This window comes from Lelliottia nimipressuralis, assembly GCF_004115925.1.
Lineage (GTDB): Bacteria > Pseudomonadota > Gammaproteobacteria > Enterobacterales > Enterobacteriaceae > Enterobacter > Enterobacter nimipressuralis.
The window spans coordinates 55,356-70,432 of the sequence record NZ_SDDX01000009.1; the positions used below are offsets into that span (position 1 = coordinate 55,356).

The window sequence follows — 15,077 nt, forward strand, 5'->3', positions numbered from 1 at the left end:
TATACAAATGAGTACTCTACACAGAAGTGCTGCGCTTTTATTATGCGCAGGGGTAACGTGCGCCCAGGCGGCTGACAATCAAGAAAAATGGCACTTTAATATAGGTGCTATGTATGAGATTGAAAACGTCGAAGGACAGGGCGAAGATAAAGATGGATTATATGAACCTTCCGTCTGGTTTAATGCCACCTGGGACGCATGGACTATTTCACTGGCCATGTATCAGGAAGGTCCGGTAGATTACAGCAGCATGACACGCGGGACCTATTTTGATCGCCCGGAATTTGAGCTGCGCTATCGTATTATCGGCAGCGACGATTTCACCCTCGGTTTGACCGGTGGCTTCCGCAATTATGGCTACCATTTTAAAGATGAACACGGCGCGAAAGACGGCACCGCCAATATGCAGCGCTATAAAATTCAGCCGGACTGGGATCTAAAACTTAGCGATGACTGGCGTTTTAGCGGCTGGTTTGCGATGTATCAGTTTGCCAACGATCTTGAAAAAACCGGTTATTCCGACAGTCGTGTCGAAACCGAAACCGGATTTACCTGGACCATCAACGAAACCATTTCGGCTAAAGCGAACTACTATTTAGAGCGCGGGTTTAATATGGACGGCGGCCGGAATAACGGTGAATTCTCGACGCAGGAAATTCGAGCTTATTTACCGATTTCGTTAGGGAACACCACGCTGACGCCGTATACCCGAATTGGTCTGGATCGCTGGTCGAACTGGGACTGGCAGGACGATCCTGACCGCGAAGGGCATGATTTTAACCGCCTGGGTATGCTCTACGCGTACGATTTTACGAATGGATTGTCCATGACGCTGGAATACGCGTACGAATGGGAAAATCACGACGAAGGCAAAAACGACCGCTTCCACTATGCGGGCGTCGGCGTGAACTACGCATTCTGACGGGGTGACTGCCAGGGGCTTTGACGCCCCTGGATTCAGCGAAGAGAGGGCGTTTCAGAGAGTGCCGTGTCAACAATGACCTGGCGTGGAGCCTCTTTTCCGGCGATACGTTTGAACAGGACATCGCAACTCTTTTCGCCCAACTGGCGGGTAGGGATTTCGAAGCCAGCCGGTGCAGGGGTCAATATCAACGACAGCAACGGATCCGTATAACCGGCGATCGCCAGCTGTTCCGGAATCATCAGGTTTAATTCCTCCGCTGCGCGATACAGAGCGAGAAGTTTCATACTGTCCGTGGCGAAAACGGCGCGTGGTGGCTGTGCTGAGGAGAGTAATTGACAGGCCGCGTCCAGCGCACTTTCGTGGGTATATCCGCCGTCGACAACCCAATCAGCATTAAAGGCAATGTTGTGTTTTTCAAGGCTGGCTTTATAACCCGCGAGACGGTCTATTGAGACGTGGTAATCAACGGGCGCATGCAGACAGGCGATTTTACGGTGGCCATTGCGAATAAACGTATCGGTTAACGTCATACTACCGTGAAAATTATCCGTATCGACTGAATAGATATTCTGGAAATCGCCTTCGACTTTACCAATTACCACGACGGGAATGCCATAGGTATCAAGCCGTGGGAAAAAAGATTCATTGGCCGGGGAGCTGAGCATAATAATTCCCTTAACCATTTTTTGCTTAATTTTATTTTCGCATTTCTGCAAATCATCTTCGCTACTTTTCGACGTTTGAAGAATAACGTCAAAACCTTCCTCTTCGGCTTTTTCCGTAATGGTATGTAAAACGTCAGAGAAAAAAGGATTACCGGCTGTGGTCTTGGCTGAACGCGTGGAAATAACCATGATCGCGTCAAAACCTGAAGTGGTCAGGGCTCGGGCCAGCTTGTTGGGTTGATAATTTAATTCATCAATCGCTTTTTGCACTTTTTCAAGTGCTTCCGGGGAGATATTTGTTTGCTTGTTTAGAACCCTGGACACGGTTGATTTTGATACGCCAGCAACACGTGCAATATCATAAATGGTGGGTGACATACACCTTACAACTCCATGATAGCGGTAGTGGGATTATATTACGGGAGAAAAAACGGGAATGACAGTGACAATGAATTGAAAATCAACGATCTGCCCCAATTTATTGTATTCTGAAGCTGATATCAGCGGTCTTCGGGGCAAAACAGGATGGCGATGAAGCGACTTAAAAACGAATTCAACTCACTGGTTAACCGTGGCGTAGACCGCCATTTGCGTCTGGCGGTGACGGGACTTAGCCGCAGCGGCAAAACCGCATTTATCACCGCGATGGTCAACCAGCTTCTTAATTTACACGCCGGAGCGCGCCTGCCTCTGCTGAGTGCCGCGCGCGAAGAGCGCCTGCTCGGCGTGAAGCGTGTACCGCAGCGCGACTTTGGCATCCCGCGTTTTACTTATGACGAAGGGCTGGCACAGCTGTACGGCACGCCGCCCGCCTGGCCAACGCCGACGCGCGGGGTGAGCGAAATCCGTCTCGCGCTGCGCTTTCGTTCTAACGAATCCGTATTACGTCATTTTAAAGACACATCCACGCTCTATCTGGAAATTGTCGATTATCCCGGTGAATGGTTGCTCGATTTGCCGATGCTGGCCCAGGACTACCTGAGCTGGTCGCGGCAAATGACCGGACTGCTGCAGGGGCAGCGCGCGGAGTGGTCGGCAAAATGGCGTGAGCTGTGCGCCGGGTTAGACCCGCTGGCTCCGGCCGACGAGAACCGTCTGGCGGCAATTGCGCAGGCCTGGACCGATTATTTGCATCAATGTAAACAGCAGGGGCTGCATTTTATCCAGCCTGGGCGATTTGTCCTGCCGGGCGAAATGGCGGGTGCGCCTGCCTTACAGTTCTTCCCGTGGCCAGATGTCGATAGCTGGGGTGAATCAAAACTGGCGATGGCGGATAAACACACCAACGTCGGGATGCTCCGCGATCGCTTTAACTACTACTGCGAGAAGGTGGTGAAGGGGTTCTACAAAAATCACTTCCTGCGCTTCGATCGCCAGATCGTGCTGGTGGATTGTCTTCAGCCCTTGAACAGTGGGCCACAGGCTTTCAACGATATGCGCCTCGCCCTCACGCAGCTGATGCAAAGTTTCCATTACGGACAGCGTACCCTGTTCCGCCGCCTGTTTTCACCGGTGATCGACAAACTGCTGTTTGCGGCGACCAAAGCCGATCATGTCACGGTCGATCAGCACGCGAATATGGTGTCGCTGCTGCAACAGCTGGTGCAGGACGCCTGGCAAAATGCGGCGTTTGAAGGGATTAGCATGGACTGTCTGGGGCTGGCCGCGGTGCAGGCGACGCAGAGCGGGCTGATTGATGTCAACGGTGAGAAAATCCCGGCCCTGCGTGGTAATCGTCTGAGCGACGGCGAGCCGCTGACGGTTTATCCTGGGGAAGTGCCCGCCCGTCTGCCGGGGCAGGCGTTCTGGGAAAAGCAGGGTTTTCAGTTTGAAGCGTTTCGCCCTCAGGCGATGAACGTCGATCAGCCGTTACCGCATATTCGCCTGGACGCGGCGCTGGAGTTTTTAATAGGAGATAAACTGCGATGACCGAACCCTTAAAGCCACGCATCGATTTTACCGGCACGCTTGAGCAGGCGCGCGACGAAGCCTTTAAATCCGCCCAGGCTTTCAGTGGCCCGGAGGCCGAGAAATTCGCGCCTGTCGTTGCTGACGAACTGCTGTCGGACGAAGGGCCGGCCGAAGCGGTTGTTGAGGCCGCCCTGCGGCCTAAACGTAGCCTGTGGCGCAAAATGGTTACCGCCGGTTTGACGCTCTTTGGTGTGAGCGTGGTCGGTCAGGGCGTGCAGTGGACGATGAATGCCTGGCAGACCCAGGACTGGGTGGCCCTTGGTGGCTGCGCGGCCGGTGCGCTTATCGTCGGGGCGGGCGTTGGATCGATTGCGACCGAATGGCGTCGTCTGTGGCGACTGCGCCAGCGCGCCCATGAGCGCGACGAAGCGCGCGATCTGTTACACAGTCATGCCACCGGAAAAGGGCGCGCATTCTGTGAAAAACTGGCGAGCCAGGCCGGGATTGACCAGTCCCATCCGGCTCTGCAGCGCTGGTACGCGGCGATCCATGAAACGCAAAACGACCGTGAAATCGTGAGTCTCTATGCGAGTATCGTTCAGCCCGTGCTTGATTCGCAGGCTCGGCGTGAGATTAGCCGCTCGGCGGCGGAGTCGACGCTGATGATTGCCGTCAGCCCGCTGGCGCTGGTGGATATGGCCTTTATTGCGTGGCGTAATCTGCGGCTTATCAATCGCATTGCCACGCTGTATGGCATCGAACTGGGCTATTACAGCCGTCTGCGCCTTTTCCGCCTGGTTCTGCTGAATATGGCCTTTGCCGGTGCCAGTGAACTGGTCCGTGAAGTGGGGATGGACTGGATGTCTCAGGATCTTGCCGCACGACTGTCCACCCGCGCGGCACAGGGGATCGGTGCGGGTCTGTTAACCGCGCGTCTGGGGATCAAAGCCATGGAATTATGCCGCCCCCTGCCATGGATGAATGACGATAAACCGCGTCTCGGGGATTTCCGTCGTGAACTGATTGGTCAGTTGAAAGAGACTTTGAGCAAAAAACCGCAGTAAACGCTGAAGAATTCAACTCGCTGTCAATATTTGTTGACAGCGAGCTTCCAGCCAGACGATATCTGACATATCATTTTAAGGTTACTGGCTAAAGAGTGAATTTCCCATGCGTCTGGAAGTGTTCTGTCAGGACCGTATCGGCCTGACCCGCGAATTACTCGATCTCCTTGTTTTGCGTGACATTGATTTGCGCGGCATCGATATCGACCCTATCGGGCGAATTTACCTCAATTTTGCCGAAATCGAATTTAATACCTTCAGCAGCCTGATGGCGGAAATCCGCCGTATCGCTGGCGTTACGGATGTGCGTACCGTGCCGTGGATGCCATCAGAGCGCGAGCATCTGGCGTTAAGTGCACTGCTCGAAGCGATGCCTGAACCGTTTTTATCCCTCGATCTGAAAGGCAAAGTGGAGCGCACCAACCAGGCGAGCTGCCAGCTGTTCGGCCAGAGTCAGGAAAAACTGAGCAACCATCACGCGGCGCAGCTGATCGCCGGTTTCAATTTCCAGCGCTGGCTCGACAGCAATCCGCAGGGCACGCACAGCGAACATGTGGTGATCGGCGGCCAGAACTTCCTGATGGAGATCACCCCGGTGCATCTGCGCGGTGAGAATGACGTCAGCGTGCTGACCGGTGCGGTGATCATGCTGCGTTCGACCATCCGTATGGGGCGCCAGCTGCAGAATCTCTCCAACCAGGATGTCGGCGCGTTCAGTCAGATTATTGCCGTTAGCCCGAAAATGAAGCATGTGGTGGACCAGGCGCGTAAACTTGCGAATCTCACTGCGCCGCTGCTGATCACCGGCGAAACGGGAACCGGTAAGGATTTACTCGCACATGCGGTTCACACCGCCAGCCCACGCGCGGCAAAACCCTATCTGGCCCTGAACTGCGCGTCCATTCCGGAAGATGCCGTTGAGAGCGAGCTGTTCGGCCACGCGCCGGAGGGCAAAAAAGGCTTCTTCGAGCAGGCCAACGGCGGCTCAGTCTTGCTGGATGAGATTGGCGAGATGTCGCCGCGCATGCAGGCTAAACTGCTGCGCTTCCTCAACGACGGCACTTTCCGCCGCGTCGGGGAAGATCACGAGGTTCACGTCGATGTGCGCGTCATTTGCGCGACGCAGAAAAACCTCGTCGAACTGGTGCAAAAGGGCGTATTCCGGGAAGATCTCTATTATCGACTCAACGTACTGACCCTGAATATTCCGCCGCTGCGCGACTGTCCGCAGGACATAATGCCGCTGACCGAACTGTTCGTGGCGCGCTTTGCCGACGAACAGGGCGTGCCGCGTCCGAAGCTCTCGGCGGATTTGGGTTCGATGCTGACGCGCTACGGCTGGCCGGGCAACATCCGCCAGCTGAAAAACGCCGTCTACCGTGCGCTCACGCAGCTGGAAGGTTACGAACTGCGCTCGCAGGACATTCTGTTGCCGGATTACGATGCGGGAACCGTGTCGGTTGGCGAAGAGGCGATGGAAGGCTCGCTGGATGACATCACCAGCCGTTTCGAGCGCTCTGTGCTGACCCAACTTTATCGCAACTATCCGAGCACCCGTAAACTGGCGAAACGCCTGGGCGTATCGCACACGGCCATCGCCAATAAATTGCGTGAGTACGGTCTGAATCAGAAGAAAGCGGACGACCAGAACTGAGAAAATCCCGCGCGGGCGGGGTTTTTGCTATCCAAACATTAAGGCTTAACGTATGAGCAATGAAATACCATTAAAGTTTTATGACATCGCGGATGAATATTCAAAGGAATCCGCAAAGCCCGTCAGCGAAGCAGAGCGCGACGCGGTGGCCTATTATTTCCAGTCGCTGATCACGCGTTTAATGAATAACGAAGAGATCAGCGAAGAGGCGCAGAGTGAGATGGCCCGGGAAGCCGGTATCGATGAAACGCGGATCGATGAGATCGCGGAGTTTTTGAATACGTGGTGATGATCGCGTTCTGATATCGCCGTATTGAGTGCGATGTCCGCATGCTGCGCGAAGCTGGCGTCGGACATCCGCATCTCGCTCAGGGGAGTCATCTCAATGAGCGAGATGCGGCTCAGGAAGATCTACATCCTCCTCAGATTTTATCATTCACGCCTTGCAAAACCGCATCCTGTTACCAAACGGATCATACCCTTCCAGAATTTTCCCCCACGCCTGCTCCACAGTTAAGTTCATCCCGCAACCGTTCGATAGTGTGCACAGGGACAAAGAGTGTCCTTGCTGGGCAGACGTCAGACAAAAGAAAGCCCCGCATCAGCGAGGCTTTGAAATTCTGAGCACTGAGCGATGCTATTACGCTTTCAGCACATCCAGCGCAGCGGTGTAGTCGGGTTCGTTGGTGATTTCGTTGACCAGCTCGCTGAAGATCACGGTGTCGTTTTCGTCAATCACCAGGACTGCACGGGCAGCCAGGCCTTTCAGTGGGCCTTCCGCGATACCTACGCCGTAGTTTTCGAGGAAATCAGGGCTACGCAGGGTAGAAAGCGTGATAACGTTGCTCAGACCTTCTGCGCCGCAGAAACGGGACTGGGCGAACGGCAGATCCGCGGAAATGCACAGCACCACGGTGTTGTCGACTTCGGTCGCCAGCTGGTTGAATTTACGCACAGACGCAGCGCAAACGCCGGTGTCGATGCTTGGGAAAATGTTCAGGACTTTGCGTTTACCGGCGAACTGACCCAGTGTTACGTCAGACAAATCTTTTGCCACGAGGGTAAAAGCCTGTGCTTTGCTGCCTGCCTGCGGAATGGAACCTGCAACAGAAACCGGGTTGCCCTGGAAATGAACGAGTTGTGACATAGATATCTTCCTGTTTACATATAGTTAACGTCGCGGCTAGTGTATGACAACAGCGGATAACACGGCAAACCTATTTTTCCCTACAGGAGTGAGTGATGAGAACCGTCAAGGTCTATGAAGAAGCGTGGCCACTGCATACCCCGTTTGTGATCTCTCGCGGTAGCCGTAGCGAAGCCAGCGTAGTCGTCGTCGAGATTGAAGAAGACGGTGTGAAGGGCGCGGGCGAATGCACACCTTATCCTCGCTACGGCGAGAGTCTCGCGTCGGTGATGGCGCAGATCATGACTATCGTTCCTGAACTGGAAAAGGGGCTGACACGCGAAGCGCTGCAACAGGCGCTCCCGGCGGGTGCGGCGCGTAATGCGGTCGACTGTGCGCTGTGGTCGCTGGAGGCGCATCGGCAGAATCACACGATCAGCGACTCGCTTGGCGTGGTACTGCCGCAGACCATTGTGACGGCGCAAACGGTAGTGATCGGCGAGCCTGCGCAGATGGCGTCAAGTGCTAAAGCGCTGTATGAGGCCGGGGCGCGGTTGCTGAAAGTGAAGCTTGACGATCATTTGATTAGCGAGCGGATGGTGGCGATCCGCAGCGCGGTTCCTGATGCGACCCTCATTGTCGATGCCAACGAATCCTGGAAGAGTGAAGGGCTGGCCGCGCGCTGTCAGCTGCTGGCTGATTTGGGCGTGGCGATGCTGGAGCAGCCGCTGCCGTCGGCACAAGACGCCGCGCTGGAAAACTTTATCCACCCGTTGCCTATCTGCGCCGATGAGAGCTGCCACACGCGTGACAGCCTGGCCGGGCTGAAAGGGCGCTACGAGATGGTGAATATTAAACTTGATAAGACGGGTGGATTAACCGAAGCGCTGGCGCTGGCGAAACAGGCGCGGGCTGACGGGTTCGCGCTGATGCTTGGCTGTATGCTCTGCACCTCAAGAGCCATCAGCGCCGCACTGCCGCTGACAGAGCAAGTGAGCTACGCCGATCTTGATGGACCCACCTGGCTCGCCGTAGATGTCTCACCTGCGCTGAATTTTACTACCGGGACGCTTCATCTCTGAGATTGCCAGCGCAGCAGGCCGGTCATCGCTTTCAGGTATTTCTCGCTCGCTTCATCAGAGGAGACGGGCGGGAACTCGGCCGTGATGCAGTGCAGGCCGAGGTCTGCGCACCAGCTGCCAAACGAGCCTGGCGTTTCGTATCCGACGCTGGTGACCAGCGGCAACGCGAAGGCGTCGGCCAGCCACTCGCCTAACTCCGTGTGGCGCGGATCTTCGATGCAGGCCAGCGGATCGTGAAACGACACCACCCACGCCGGTTGAAGATGATGAATGAGCTGGCACAGCCCCTGGGTTTCAGGCTCGGAGCCGGGTTTTTCACCGGTGAGGAGCACCACGTCACGCTCGTCCGCCGCGCTGTTCCAGCGATAAACCGTCTCTCCCGCTCGCCAGTTGGCCGCCGGGAAATTGCGGTTCAGATCGACACCGCGCGCGTTGGCCCGCAGCCCTAACTGGCAGCCGTCTGGATTCACCGTTAACACCACGTGATGACGACGCAGATCGGGTGCCAGCGTACGCAGCGCGCAGGAGAGGGTGACGATGGAGGAGTTCTCATCCCCGTGCGTCCCGGCGATGATAAGCCCGCTGTGGCGGTCGGCCTGCGGGGCAGGAAACCAGATCAGCGGGGCACCCAGAAATGAGCGGCCATAATGTTCCGTTCCGGGCGGGAAAGCGCCACGTTCCGTTCTTGGGCGGGTAAGTGACATATGAAATCCTGATAGCGAGTTCTTTATAGCCAGTGTTGTGTAAAACACGCGCTTAATCAAATAGTTTCACGGGCCGGAGAAACTGATCCGATCTCAACTTTCCGCGCGAAGGTGTTTGCATTTCGCTGTTCTGAAACAAATAATTACGCATCTGCTTGTCACCCATCATTCCAAAGGGGATCTCATGAAGCATCCTGTTTCGCTGCTCTGTACTGCGCTGTGGCTGTGTGGACTCACTTCTGTTTCTTATGCAGCTGATATTCCTCAGGGAACGAAGCTGGCGGAAAAACAGGAACTGGTCCGCCATATCAAGGACGAACCCGCCTCGCTCGATCCGGCGAAAGCCGTCGGTTTGCCAGAAATTCAGGTGATCCGCGATCTGTTCGAAGGGCTGGTGAATCAGAATGAAAAGGGCGAACTCGTCCCCGGTGTCGCGACAAAGTGGCAGAGCAATGACAACCGTATCTGGACATTTACCTTACGCGACAACGCGAAGTGGTCAGACGGTACGCCGGTGACGGCGCAAGATTTTGTCTACAGCTGGCAGCGCCTGGTGGACCCGAAAACGACGTCGCCATTTGCCTGGTTTGCGGCGCTGGCGGGGATCACCAATGCCCAGAGCATTATCGACGGCAAAGCCCAGCCTAATACGCTCGGTATCACCGCCGTGGATGCCAAAACCCTTCGCGTACAGCTCGATAAACCGCTGCCCTGGTTCGCTAATCTGACCGCCAGCTTTGCTTTTTATCCGGTGCAGAAAGCCAACGTTGAGAGCGGGAAAGAGTGGACTCGCCCAGGCGCACTGGTGGGCAACGGTGCCTATGTTCTGAAAGATCGCGTGGTGAATGAGAAGCTGGTGGTTGAGCCGAATACGTCCTACTGGGACAACGCCCAGACGGTACTGAAAAAAGTGACTTTTATTCCGATCAACCAGGAGTCATCGGCCACTAAACGCTATCTGGCGGGGGATATTGATATCACCGAATCCTTCCCAAAAAATCTCTATCAGAAGCTGCTCAAAGATATTCCGGGGCAGGTTTATACGCCGCCGCAACTGGGAACCTATTACTACGCGTTTAACACTCAGAAAGGGCCAACGGCCGATCAGCGTGTGCGACTGGCATTGAGCATGACCATCGATCGTCGGATTATGGCGGAGAAGGTGCTCGGAACGGGCGAGAAACCGGCGTGGCACTTTACGCCGGATGTGACTGCAGGCTTTACGCCAGAAAAGTCACCGTTCGAGCAGATGTCGCAGGCGGAGCTGAATGCGCAGGCCAAAATGCTGTTACAGGCTGCCGGATACGGCCCGCAGCGACCGCTGAAACTGACGCTGCTCTATAACACTTCAGAAAACCACCAGAAAATCGCGATTGCGGTGGCGTCGATGTGGAAGAAAAACCTCGGCGTGGATGTGAAGCTGCAGAATCAGGAGTGGAAAACCTATATTGATAGCCGCAACACTGGCAACTTCGACGTGATCCGCGCCTCCTGGGTGGGGGATTACAATGAGCCGTCCACTTTCCTGTCACTGTTAACATCCACACACAGCGGCAACATTTCGCGCTTCAGCGATCCGGCGTACGACAAGATTATCAACCAGGCGACGCTGGAAACGACGGCCAAAGCGCGCAATGCGGATTACAACGCGGCTGAGAAAATCCTTGCCGAAAAAGCCCCGATCGCGCCGATTTATCAATATACCAACGGTCGCCTGATTAAGCCGTGGGTGAAAGGGTATCCGATAAATAACGCCGAAGATGTGGCTTATAGCCGGACGATGTATATCGAGAAGCATTAATATGAATAAAAAGGCCCGTATGAGAACGGGCCTTTTTTTGATTCGCCAGTCAGGGCGCGTCAATCGCCGGGTAGAGGCTGCTTTCCAGATACCCCACCAGGTGCCACATCTCACCGCTAAAAATAAACCATAAGCCAAATATAATAACGCTGAGAATAATTAGGATGAGTATGACTTCTGTTTTCCCCATAGCAAAAGTGACCCACCTGACCGCTGTTAATTCGAGGGGGGCATTGTAGCGGGGCTTTAATCAATACTCCAGTTTTCAGGCGGCGAGCACTTTATTGCGGCCATTGTTTTTGGCGCGGTATAAGGCGTCGTCTACGCGTTTTAACAGATCGTCGATGCTCTCGTCCGGATTATGTCGTGCGACGCCAATACTCACGGTAAAGCGGGGCAGGCCGGGGATGACAATGCGCGCCACTTCGGCACGAATGGTTTCGGCCACCTGCATCGCAGCCTCAAGCGTGGTACGCGGCAGCAGGATCACAAACTCTTCGCCGCCCCAGCGGAACACAAAATCATCTTTACGGCTGCAGGCTTCGAGCATGCGCGACAGGGAAATCAGCACCTCATCGCCTCTGGAATGGCCGAATACGTCATTGATATTCTTGAAATGATCCATGTCGACCAGTAACAGGCTGAACTGCTGCTGGGCGGGCAAATGGGACGGATGAGTCTGTTCAGTGATGAGATAAAACTGTCGACGATTTAGCAGGCCGGTCATGGAGTCCCGCAGGGCGGCGTGCTCCAGCTCGTGCTCAAGCCTTTTTTGCTCGGTGATATCGTGAACGATGCACAGCATGAGCTTGTCGCCGTAAATCTCAATCGGACCCGCGTATGTTTGCACGTGGCGGGTAGATCCATCGGCCAGCCGGTGGACAAAATTAAGAGGCTTATGCCCGCCGGGAAGACGGGCGATCTCCGTCATAATCGGCAGGATATCGCGCCCCAGGGTGTTAATTTCCCATGTGTGTTTTGTGCACATGTCATCGTGGCTGTAACCGTAAAAATTGAGGGCCGCCAGATTCGCGTCGACAATTTGCCCGTCACGCGCGGTATCTATGAGCAGCATGGGCGCACTGTTAGTCTGGAAAAAGCGGGCGTAGAAACCCTGTTTTTTACGCTGGTAGTTGGCAGAGCGGCTCGCTTTCAGGCCGGAAGGGGCCTGGGAAATCAGCCCTTCAAACACAATGATTTCACCCGCACTTTCATGCTCGGTGAGGGACAGGCGACAGCTCAGCGTGGTTTCCTGATCGTTGCGCCAGACGGTCCAGATTTCGACAATTTCCAGCTCGGATTTGAGATCCGGAACGTACATTGCCAGCTGCTGCTGTGCACTGGCGGAATAAGCGCCCTGACGCATGTCATTCAGCGTTTTATTACGCATCATGTCTCTCGCCGCACTATTGGCGAAAATAACCTGCTCAGAGACGGGTGAGACTAACCAAACCGGTGTTTTGACGAAATTCAGCGCATCAAAGCTGTGTGGCAACATAGAGTCTTCCCAGTCATCGGCAGCCAACGCTCATGAAATTTGCAGTATCACGGTTATACACACGTGGGCATATTTCAAAACATACTCCACTTCATCACATCAGGCATGATTTTTTTGTGAATGAAGTGGGGGTTCTATTTGATTTTTACCAATTGGAATAATTTGTTTGTCAGATTTATTCTGTAATACCAGCCACGGCACCTGTTCTGCAGGAAGCGGGCGGGAAAAATAGTAGCCCTGCAGATAATCACATCCCAGATATGCCAGCATTTGCTGCTGCTGTTGGGTTTCAATACCTTCGGCGACCACCACCATATCCATAGTCCGGGCAACGTGGATAATGGTTTCGACAATCTTTTTGCTTTTATCATTTTCCCGCATGCTATCAATAAAACTTTTATCTATTTTAAGCTCTTTAGCCGGAAGCACATTCAGCATCAGCAGGTTAGAGTATCCGGTGCCAAAGTCGTCGATGGAAACGGTAAAACCGGCGTGGTTAAACATATCTAATAATTCAATACTGCGTTCCAGGTTTTTCAGGGCCGTGCTTTCGGTGACTTCGAGGATCAGTCGTGAAGGTTCGAGATTGTATTTCTGCATGGTGCCGGAAATGACCTCGAATATATCCTGTTGCTCAAACTGAATAGGGGACAAATTAAACGACAGCGTCCACTGGCTGAATCCCTGTTCCGTCCAGAAGCGCAGTTGTCTGCAGGCCTGATCAATGGCCCACACCCCCACCGGAATGATTAATCCTGTTTTTTCCAGCGATGGCAGGAATACGTTCGGCAGCAGCACACCCTGTTCAGGATGGTGCCAGCGCAACAAGGCTTCAAAGCCGTGAATCTCATTCACTGCGGCGTGGTAGGTGGGCTGATACCAAAGCTCAAACTGCTCGCGCTCCAGCGCCTGGGTGAGATCCTGCAGGAAAGACGGCTCTGCCGAGATGCTTTTCGACATCTCCGGGCGATAAATCGCCCAGCCGTTGCGCCCCTCCTGCTTGATGTGATGCATCGCGGCATCGGCTTTAAATTTCAGTTCGTGGAGGGTTTCACCGTGCTGAGGATAAAGGCTCACGCCAAGGCTTAAGGTGATATTAAGCGCGTGGCCGCCAATGGCGAAAGGGCGGCGAATATCGTCGAGCAGGGTCGTGGAGAGTTCGGTAATTTTCTCGTCATCGCAGTCGGGCAGCAGCAGGATAAACTCATCGCCGCCGAGCCTGGCGAGGCTCATTCCCGGCGTCAGCCGGGCGGTAATGCGCTGCGCGACGCTTACCAGCAGCTCATCGCCAACCTGATGCCCCCAGGCGTCGTTCACCAGTTTGAAATGGTCGATATCCAGAAACATTACCGCAAACTGTTTTTTATTCAGCAGTGAGCCGTGCAGGCAATCCTGCAGGCTGAGATCCATTTGCGTGCGGTTGGCTAGCCCGGTAAGGGCATCAAAGCGTGCTTTACGCTCCAGTTGGGTGTTGAGCTGGCGCAGGTTTTCCGTCAGGCGATGAGTGCGAAAATGGGAGTCCACCAGCGAGATAATCAGCATGATACCCAGTAGCACGAGTGTGGTGGTAGAGACCCAAATTGACAGCCCTAACTCGCTTACTCCGCCCGGCATCATGTGCGCGGCGTGCTGAAAATTGGCTGCGCTCATTCCCGTGTAATGCATCGCGCAAATGGCAACGCCCATCACCACGGCCGCGGCGACGCGGTTGATAAACACGCCTTTGTGCCGACGGCGCAGGTGAAAGGCAAGCCAGAGGGCGGCACCCGAGGCGACAATGGCGATCGCGACGGAGATCGTCACGAGGGTCATGTTCCAGCGAATGTCATCACTTAGCATCAGCGCCGCCATCCCGGTGTAGTGCATGGCCACGACGCCTGCGCTAAGGATCAGCGTGGAAAACAACCAGCGAAAAAAGGAGAGAGAATCACCCGGAACGGCAATATTAATGGCGCTGGTGGCCGCGACAATGGCGATACCCAGTGAGCCGACGGTAAGCCAGACGTGATAGCTCATGTCGATCGGCATTTTCATCGATAGCATACCGATGAAATGCATTGACCAGATACCTATCCCCAGCGTGACGCCCCCGGCCATGCGCCACCAGAGAGCGGCTTTGCGGCTGGCACCCGATATTTTGCCGGCGCTGTCGAGCGCCACAAATGAAGCGATAAACGCCACCAGGAATGAGATGGCAATGAGAACGGGGTCCCAGGACACATCGAGCATTATGCAATCCCACGCTAAAAAGTCGTTATTGAGTTCATCCGGTGCGTGACTCATCACCGCCGTGGCTTACTCTAACTAATTCCAAGATTAGTTGCTTATCAAAAATCAACAACAAACGCGTTATTTTTACGTGCAGGAACGCATCGAAGATATATTCTCTCATTAATGACTTAAGTAGCGCTACATGATTTTAATCAGCAGTAGCATTCGCTCTTAATAAACTTTGCGTTAATATTTAATCATCTGTTTGCTAACTATTGTTGTCACAAAGAAAATAGGGGTGAAAAGAATAAAACGCTCATGGTTGAGGTTAAGCTGATTCTGTGTACTGACTTAAGGTAAATTTACGGCATCCGAAGGTGAATAATAAATGCCACTTAAAATGTGGTGGAAAAAGAAAATGCGAATGCTATAATCA

The 15,077-nt window shown here is 54.2% G+C and carries 13 protein-coding genes; 7 read left to right on the forward strand and 6 right to left on the reverse strand.

Annotated features, from left to right (window positions below; all coding sequences use genetic code 11):
* Nucleotides 1-7 precede the first annotated feature (7 nt).
* The gene (locus ETG88_RS08955; RefSeq protein WP_129035221.1) at nt 8-922 is read left to right on the forward strand and encodes an OmpG family monomeric porin; all 915 of its coding nucleotides are present in this window, start codon (nt 8-10) and stop codon (nt 920-922) included.
* Nucleotides 923-957: 35 nt separating this feature from the next.
* Here ETG88_RS08955 and ETG88_RS08960 read toward each other — a convergent pair whose 3' ends face one another.
* Nucleotides 958-1,968 (reverse strand): LacI family DNA-binding transcriptional regulator, encoded by a 1,011-nt coding sequence (locus ETG88_RS08960; RefSeq protein ID WP_129035222.1) that lies wholly within the window; start codon nt 1,966-1,968, stop codon nt 958-960.
* Nucleotides 1,969-2,121: 153 nt separating this feature from the next.
* Here ETG88_RS08960 and ETG88_RS08965 point away from each other — a divergent pair, with 153 nt between their 5' ends.
* From ETG88_RS08965 to ETG88_RS08980, 4 genes are all read left to right on the forward strand, one after another.
* Entirely contained in the window at nt 2,122-3,519 is a 1,398-nt protein-coding gene (locus ETG88_RS08965) for a YcjX family GTP-binding protein (RefSeq protein ID WP_100780006.1), read from the forward strand.
* Entirely contained in the window at nt 3,516-4,565 is a 1,050-nt protein-coding gene (locus ETG88_RS08970) for a YcjF family protein (protein ID WP_100780007.1), read from the forward strand. Before ETG88_RS08965 ends, ETG88_RS08970 begins: the two co-directional genes overlap by 4 nt.
* Before the next feature lie 106 nt (nt 4,566-4,671).
* Nucleotides 4,672-6,219: a transcriptional regulator TyrR gene (tyrR, locus tag ETG88_RS08975; protein ID WP_100780008.1), complete on the forward strand. Its 1,548-nt coding sequence runs from the start codon at nt 4,672-4,674 to the stop codon at nt 6,217-6,219.
* Between the two features lie 52 nt (nt 6,220-6,271).
* Nucleotides 6,272-6,508 (forward strand): DUF2543 family protein, encoded by a 237-nt coding sequence (locus ETG88_RS08980; RefSeq protein WP_102103823.1) that lies wholly within the window; start codon nt 6,272-6,274, stop codon nt 6,506-6,508.
* Between the two features lie 351 nt (nt 6,509-6,859).
* Here the strand turns inward: ETG88_RS08980 and tpx are convergent, their stop codons facing one another.
* Complete coding sequence (gene tpx / locus ETG88_RS08990) at nt 6,860-7,366, reverse strand: thiol peroxidase (protein WP_100780011.1); 507 nt, start codon at nt 7,364-7,366, stop codon at nt 6,860-6,862.
* 95 nt (nt 7,367-7,461) lie between these two features.
* Between tpx and ycjG the strand changes: the two genes are divergently transcribed.
* Nucleotides 7,462-8,427 (forward strand): L-Ala-D/L-Glu epimerase, encoded by a 966-nt coding sequence (gene ycjG, locus ETG88_RS08995; RefSeq protein WP_100780012.1) that lies wholly within the window; start codon nt 7,462-7,464, stop codon nt 8,425-8,427.
* Here the strand turns inward: ycjG and mpaA are convergent.
* Nucleotides 8,418-9,131, reverse strand: a complete 714-nt coding sequence (gene mpaA, locus ETG88_RS09000) for a murein tripeptide amidase MpaA (protein WP_123427763.1) — start codon at nt 9,129-9,131, stop codon at nt 8,418-8,420. The two genes, ycjG and mpaA, sit on opposite strands and share 10 nt — an antisense overlap.
* Nucleotides 9,132-9,315: 184 nt before the next feature.
* On the opposite strand from mpaA, the gene ETG88_RS09005 reads away from it, so the two are divergent.
* Nucleotides 9,316-10,932, forward strand: a complete 1,617-nt coding sequence (locus ETG88_RS09005; protein WP_100780014.1) for a peptide ABC transporter substrate-binding protein — start codon at nt 9,316-9,318, stop codon at nt 10,930-10,932.
* A gap of 49 nt (nt 10,933-10,981) precedes the next feature.
* Here ETG88_RS09005 and ETG88_RS22290 read toward each other — a convergent pair whose 3' ends face one another.
* The 3 genes from ETG88_RS22290 to ETG88_RS09015 form a co-directional block, all read right to left on the reverse strand.
* A complete protein-coding gene (locus tag ETG88_RS22290) occupies nt 10,982-11,122 on the reverse strand; it encodes an Ecr family regulatory small membrane protein (RefSeq protein WP_142503374.1) in 141 nt (46 codons plus the stop codon).
* Nucleotides 11,123-11,197: 75 nt separating this feature from the next.
* A complete protein-coding gene (locus ETG88_RS09010; RefSeq protein ID WP_129035223.1) occupies nt 11,198-12,430 on the reverse strand; it encodes a sensor domain-containing diguanylate cyclase in 1,233 nt (410 codons plus the stop codon).
* Nucleotides 12,431-12,529: 99 nt separating this feature from the next.
* A complete protein-coding gene (locus ETG88_RS09015) occupies nt 12,530-14,659 on the reverse strand; it encodes a putative bifunctional diguanylate cyclase/phosphodiesterase (RefSeq protein ID WP_129035299.1) in 2,130 nt (709 codons plus the stop codon).
* Nucleotides 14,660-15,077 lie beyond the last annotated feature (418 nt).

What these genes read in the sequence shown, in the direction of transcription:
- mpaA (WP_123427763.1), bottom strand. Translation starts at nt 9,131, where the DNA reads ATGTCACTTACCCGCCCAAGAACGGAACGTGGCGCTTTCCCGCCCGGA.
- ycjG (WP_100780012.1), top strand. Translation starts at nt 7,462, where the DNA reads ATGAGAACCGTCAAGGTCTATGAAGAAGCGTGGCCACTGCATACCCCG.
- ETG88_RS08960 (WP_129035222.1), bottom strand. Translation starts at nt 1,968, where the DNA reads ATGTCACCCACCATTTATGATATTGCACGTGTTGCTGGCGTATCAAAA.
- ETG88_RS09005 (WP_100780014.1), top strand. Translation starts at nt 9,316, where the DNA reads ATGAAGCATCCTGTTTCGCTGCTCTGTACTGCGCTGTGGCTGTGTGGA.
- ETG88_RS08965 (WP_100780006.1), top strand. Translation starts at nt 2,122, where the DNA reads ATGAAGCGACTTAAAAACGAATTCAACTCACTGGTTAACCGTGGCGTA.
- tyrR (WP_100780008.1), top strand. Translation starts at nt 4,672, where the DNA reads ATGCGTCTGGAAGTGTTCTGTCAGGACCGTATCGGCCTGACCCGCGAA.
- tpx (WP_100780011.1), bottom strand. Translation starts at nt 7,366, where the DNA reads ATGTCACAACTCGTTCATTTCCAGGGCAACCCGGTTTCTGTTGCAGGT.
- ETG88_RS09010 (WP_129035223.1), bottom strand. Translation starts at nt 12,430, where the DNA reads ATGTTGCCACACAGCTTTGATGCGCTGAATTTCGTCAAAACACCGGTT.
- ETG88_RS08955 (WP_129035221.1), top strand. Translation starts at nt 8, where the DNA reads ATGAGTACTCTACACAGAAGTGCTGCGCTTTTATTATGCGCAGGGGTA.
- ETG88_RS08980 (WP_102103823.1), top strand. Translation starts at nt 6,272, where the DNA reads ATGAGCAATGAAATACCATTAAAGTTTTATGACATCGCGGATGAATAT.
- ETG88_RS22290 (WP_142503374.1), bottom strand. Translation starts at nt 11,122, where the DNA reads ATGGGGAAAACAGAAGTCATACTCATCCTAATTATTCTCAGCGTTATT.
- ETG88_RS09015 (WP_129035299.1), bottom strand. Translation starts at nt 14,659, where the DNA reads ATGCTCGATGTGTCCTGGGACCCCGTTCTCATTGCCATCTCATTCCTG.
- ETG88_RS08970 (WP_100780007.1), top strand. Translation starts at nt 3,516, where the DNA reads ATGACCGAACCCTTAAAGCCACGCATCGATTTTACCGGCACGCTTGAG.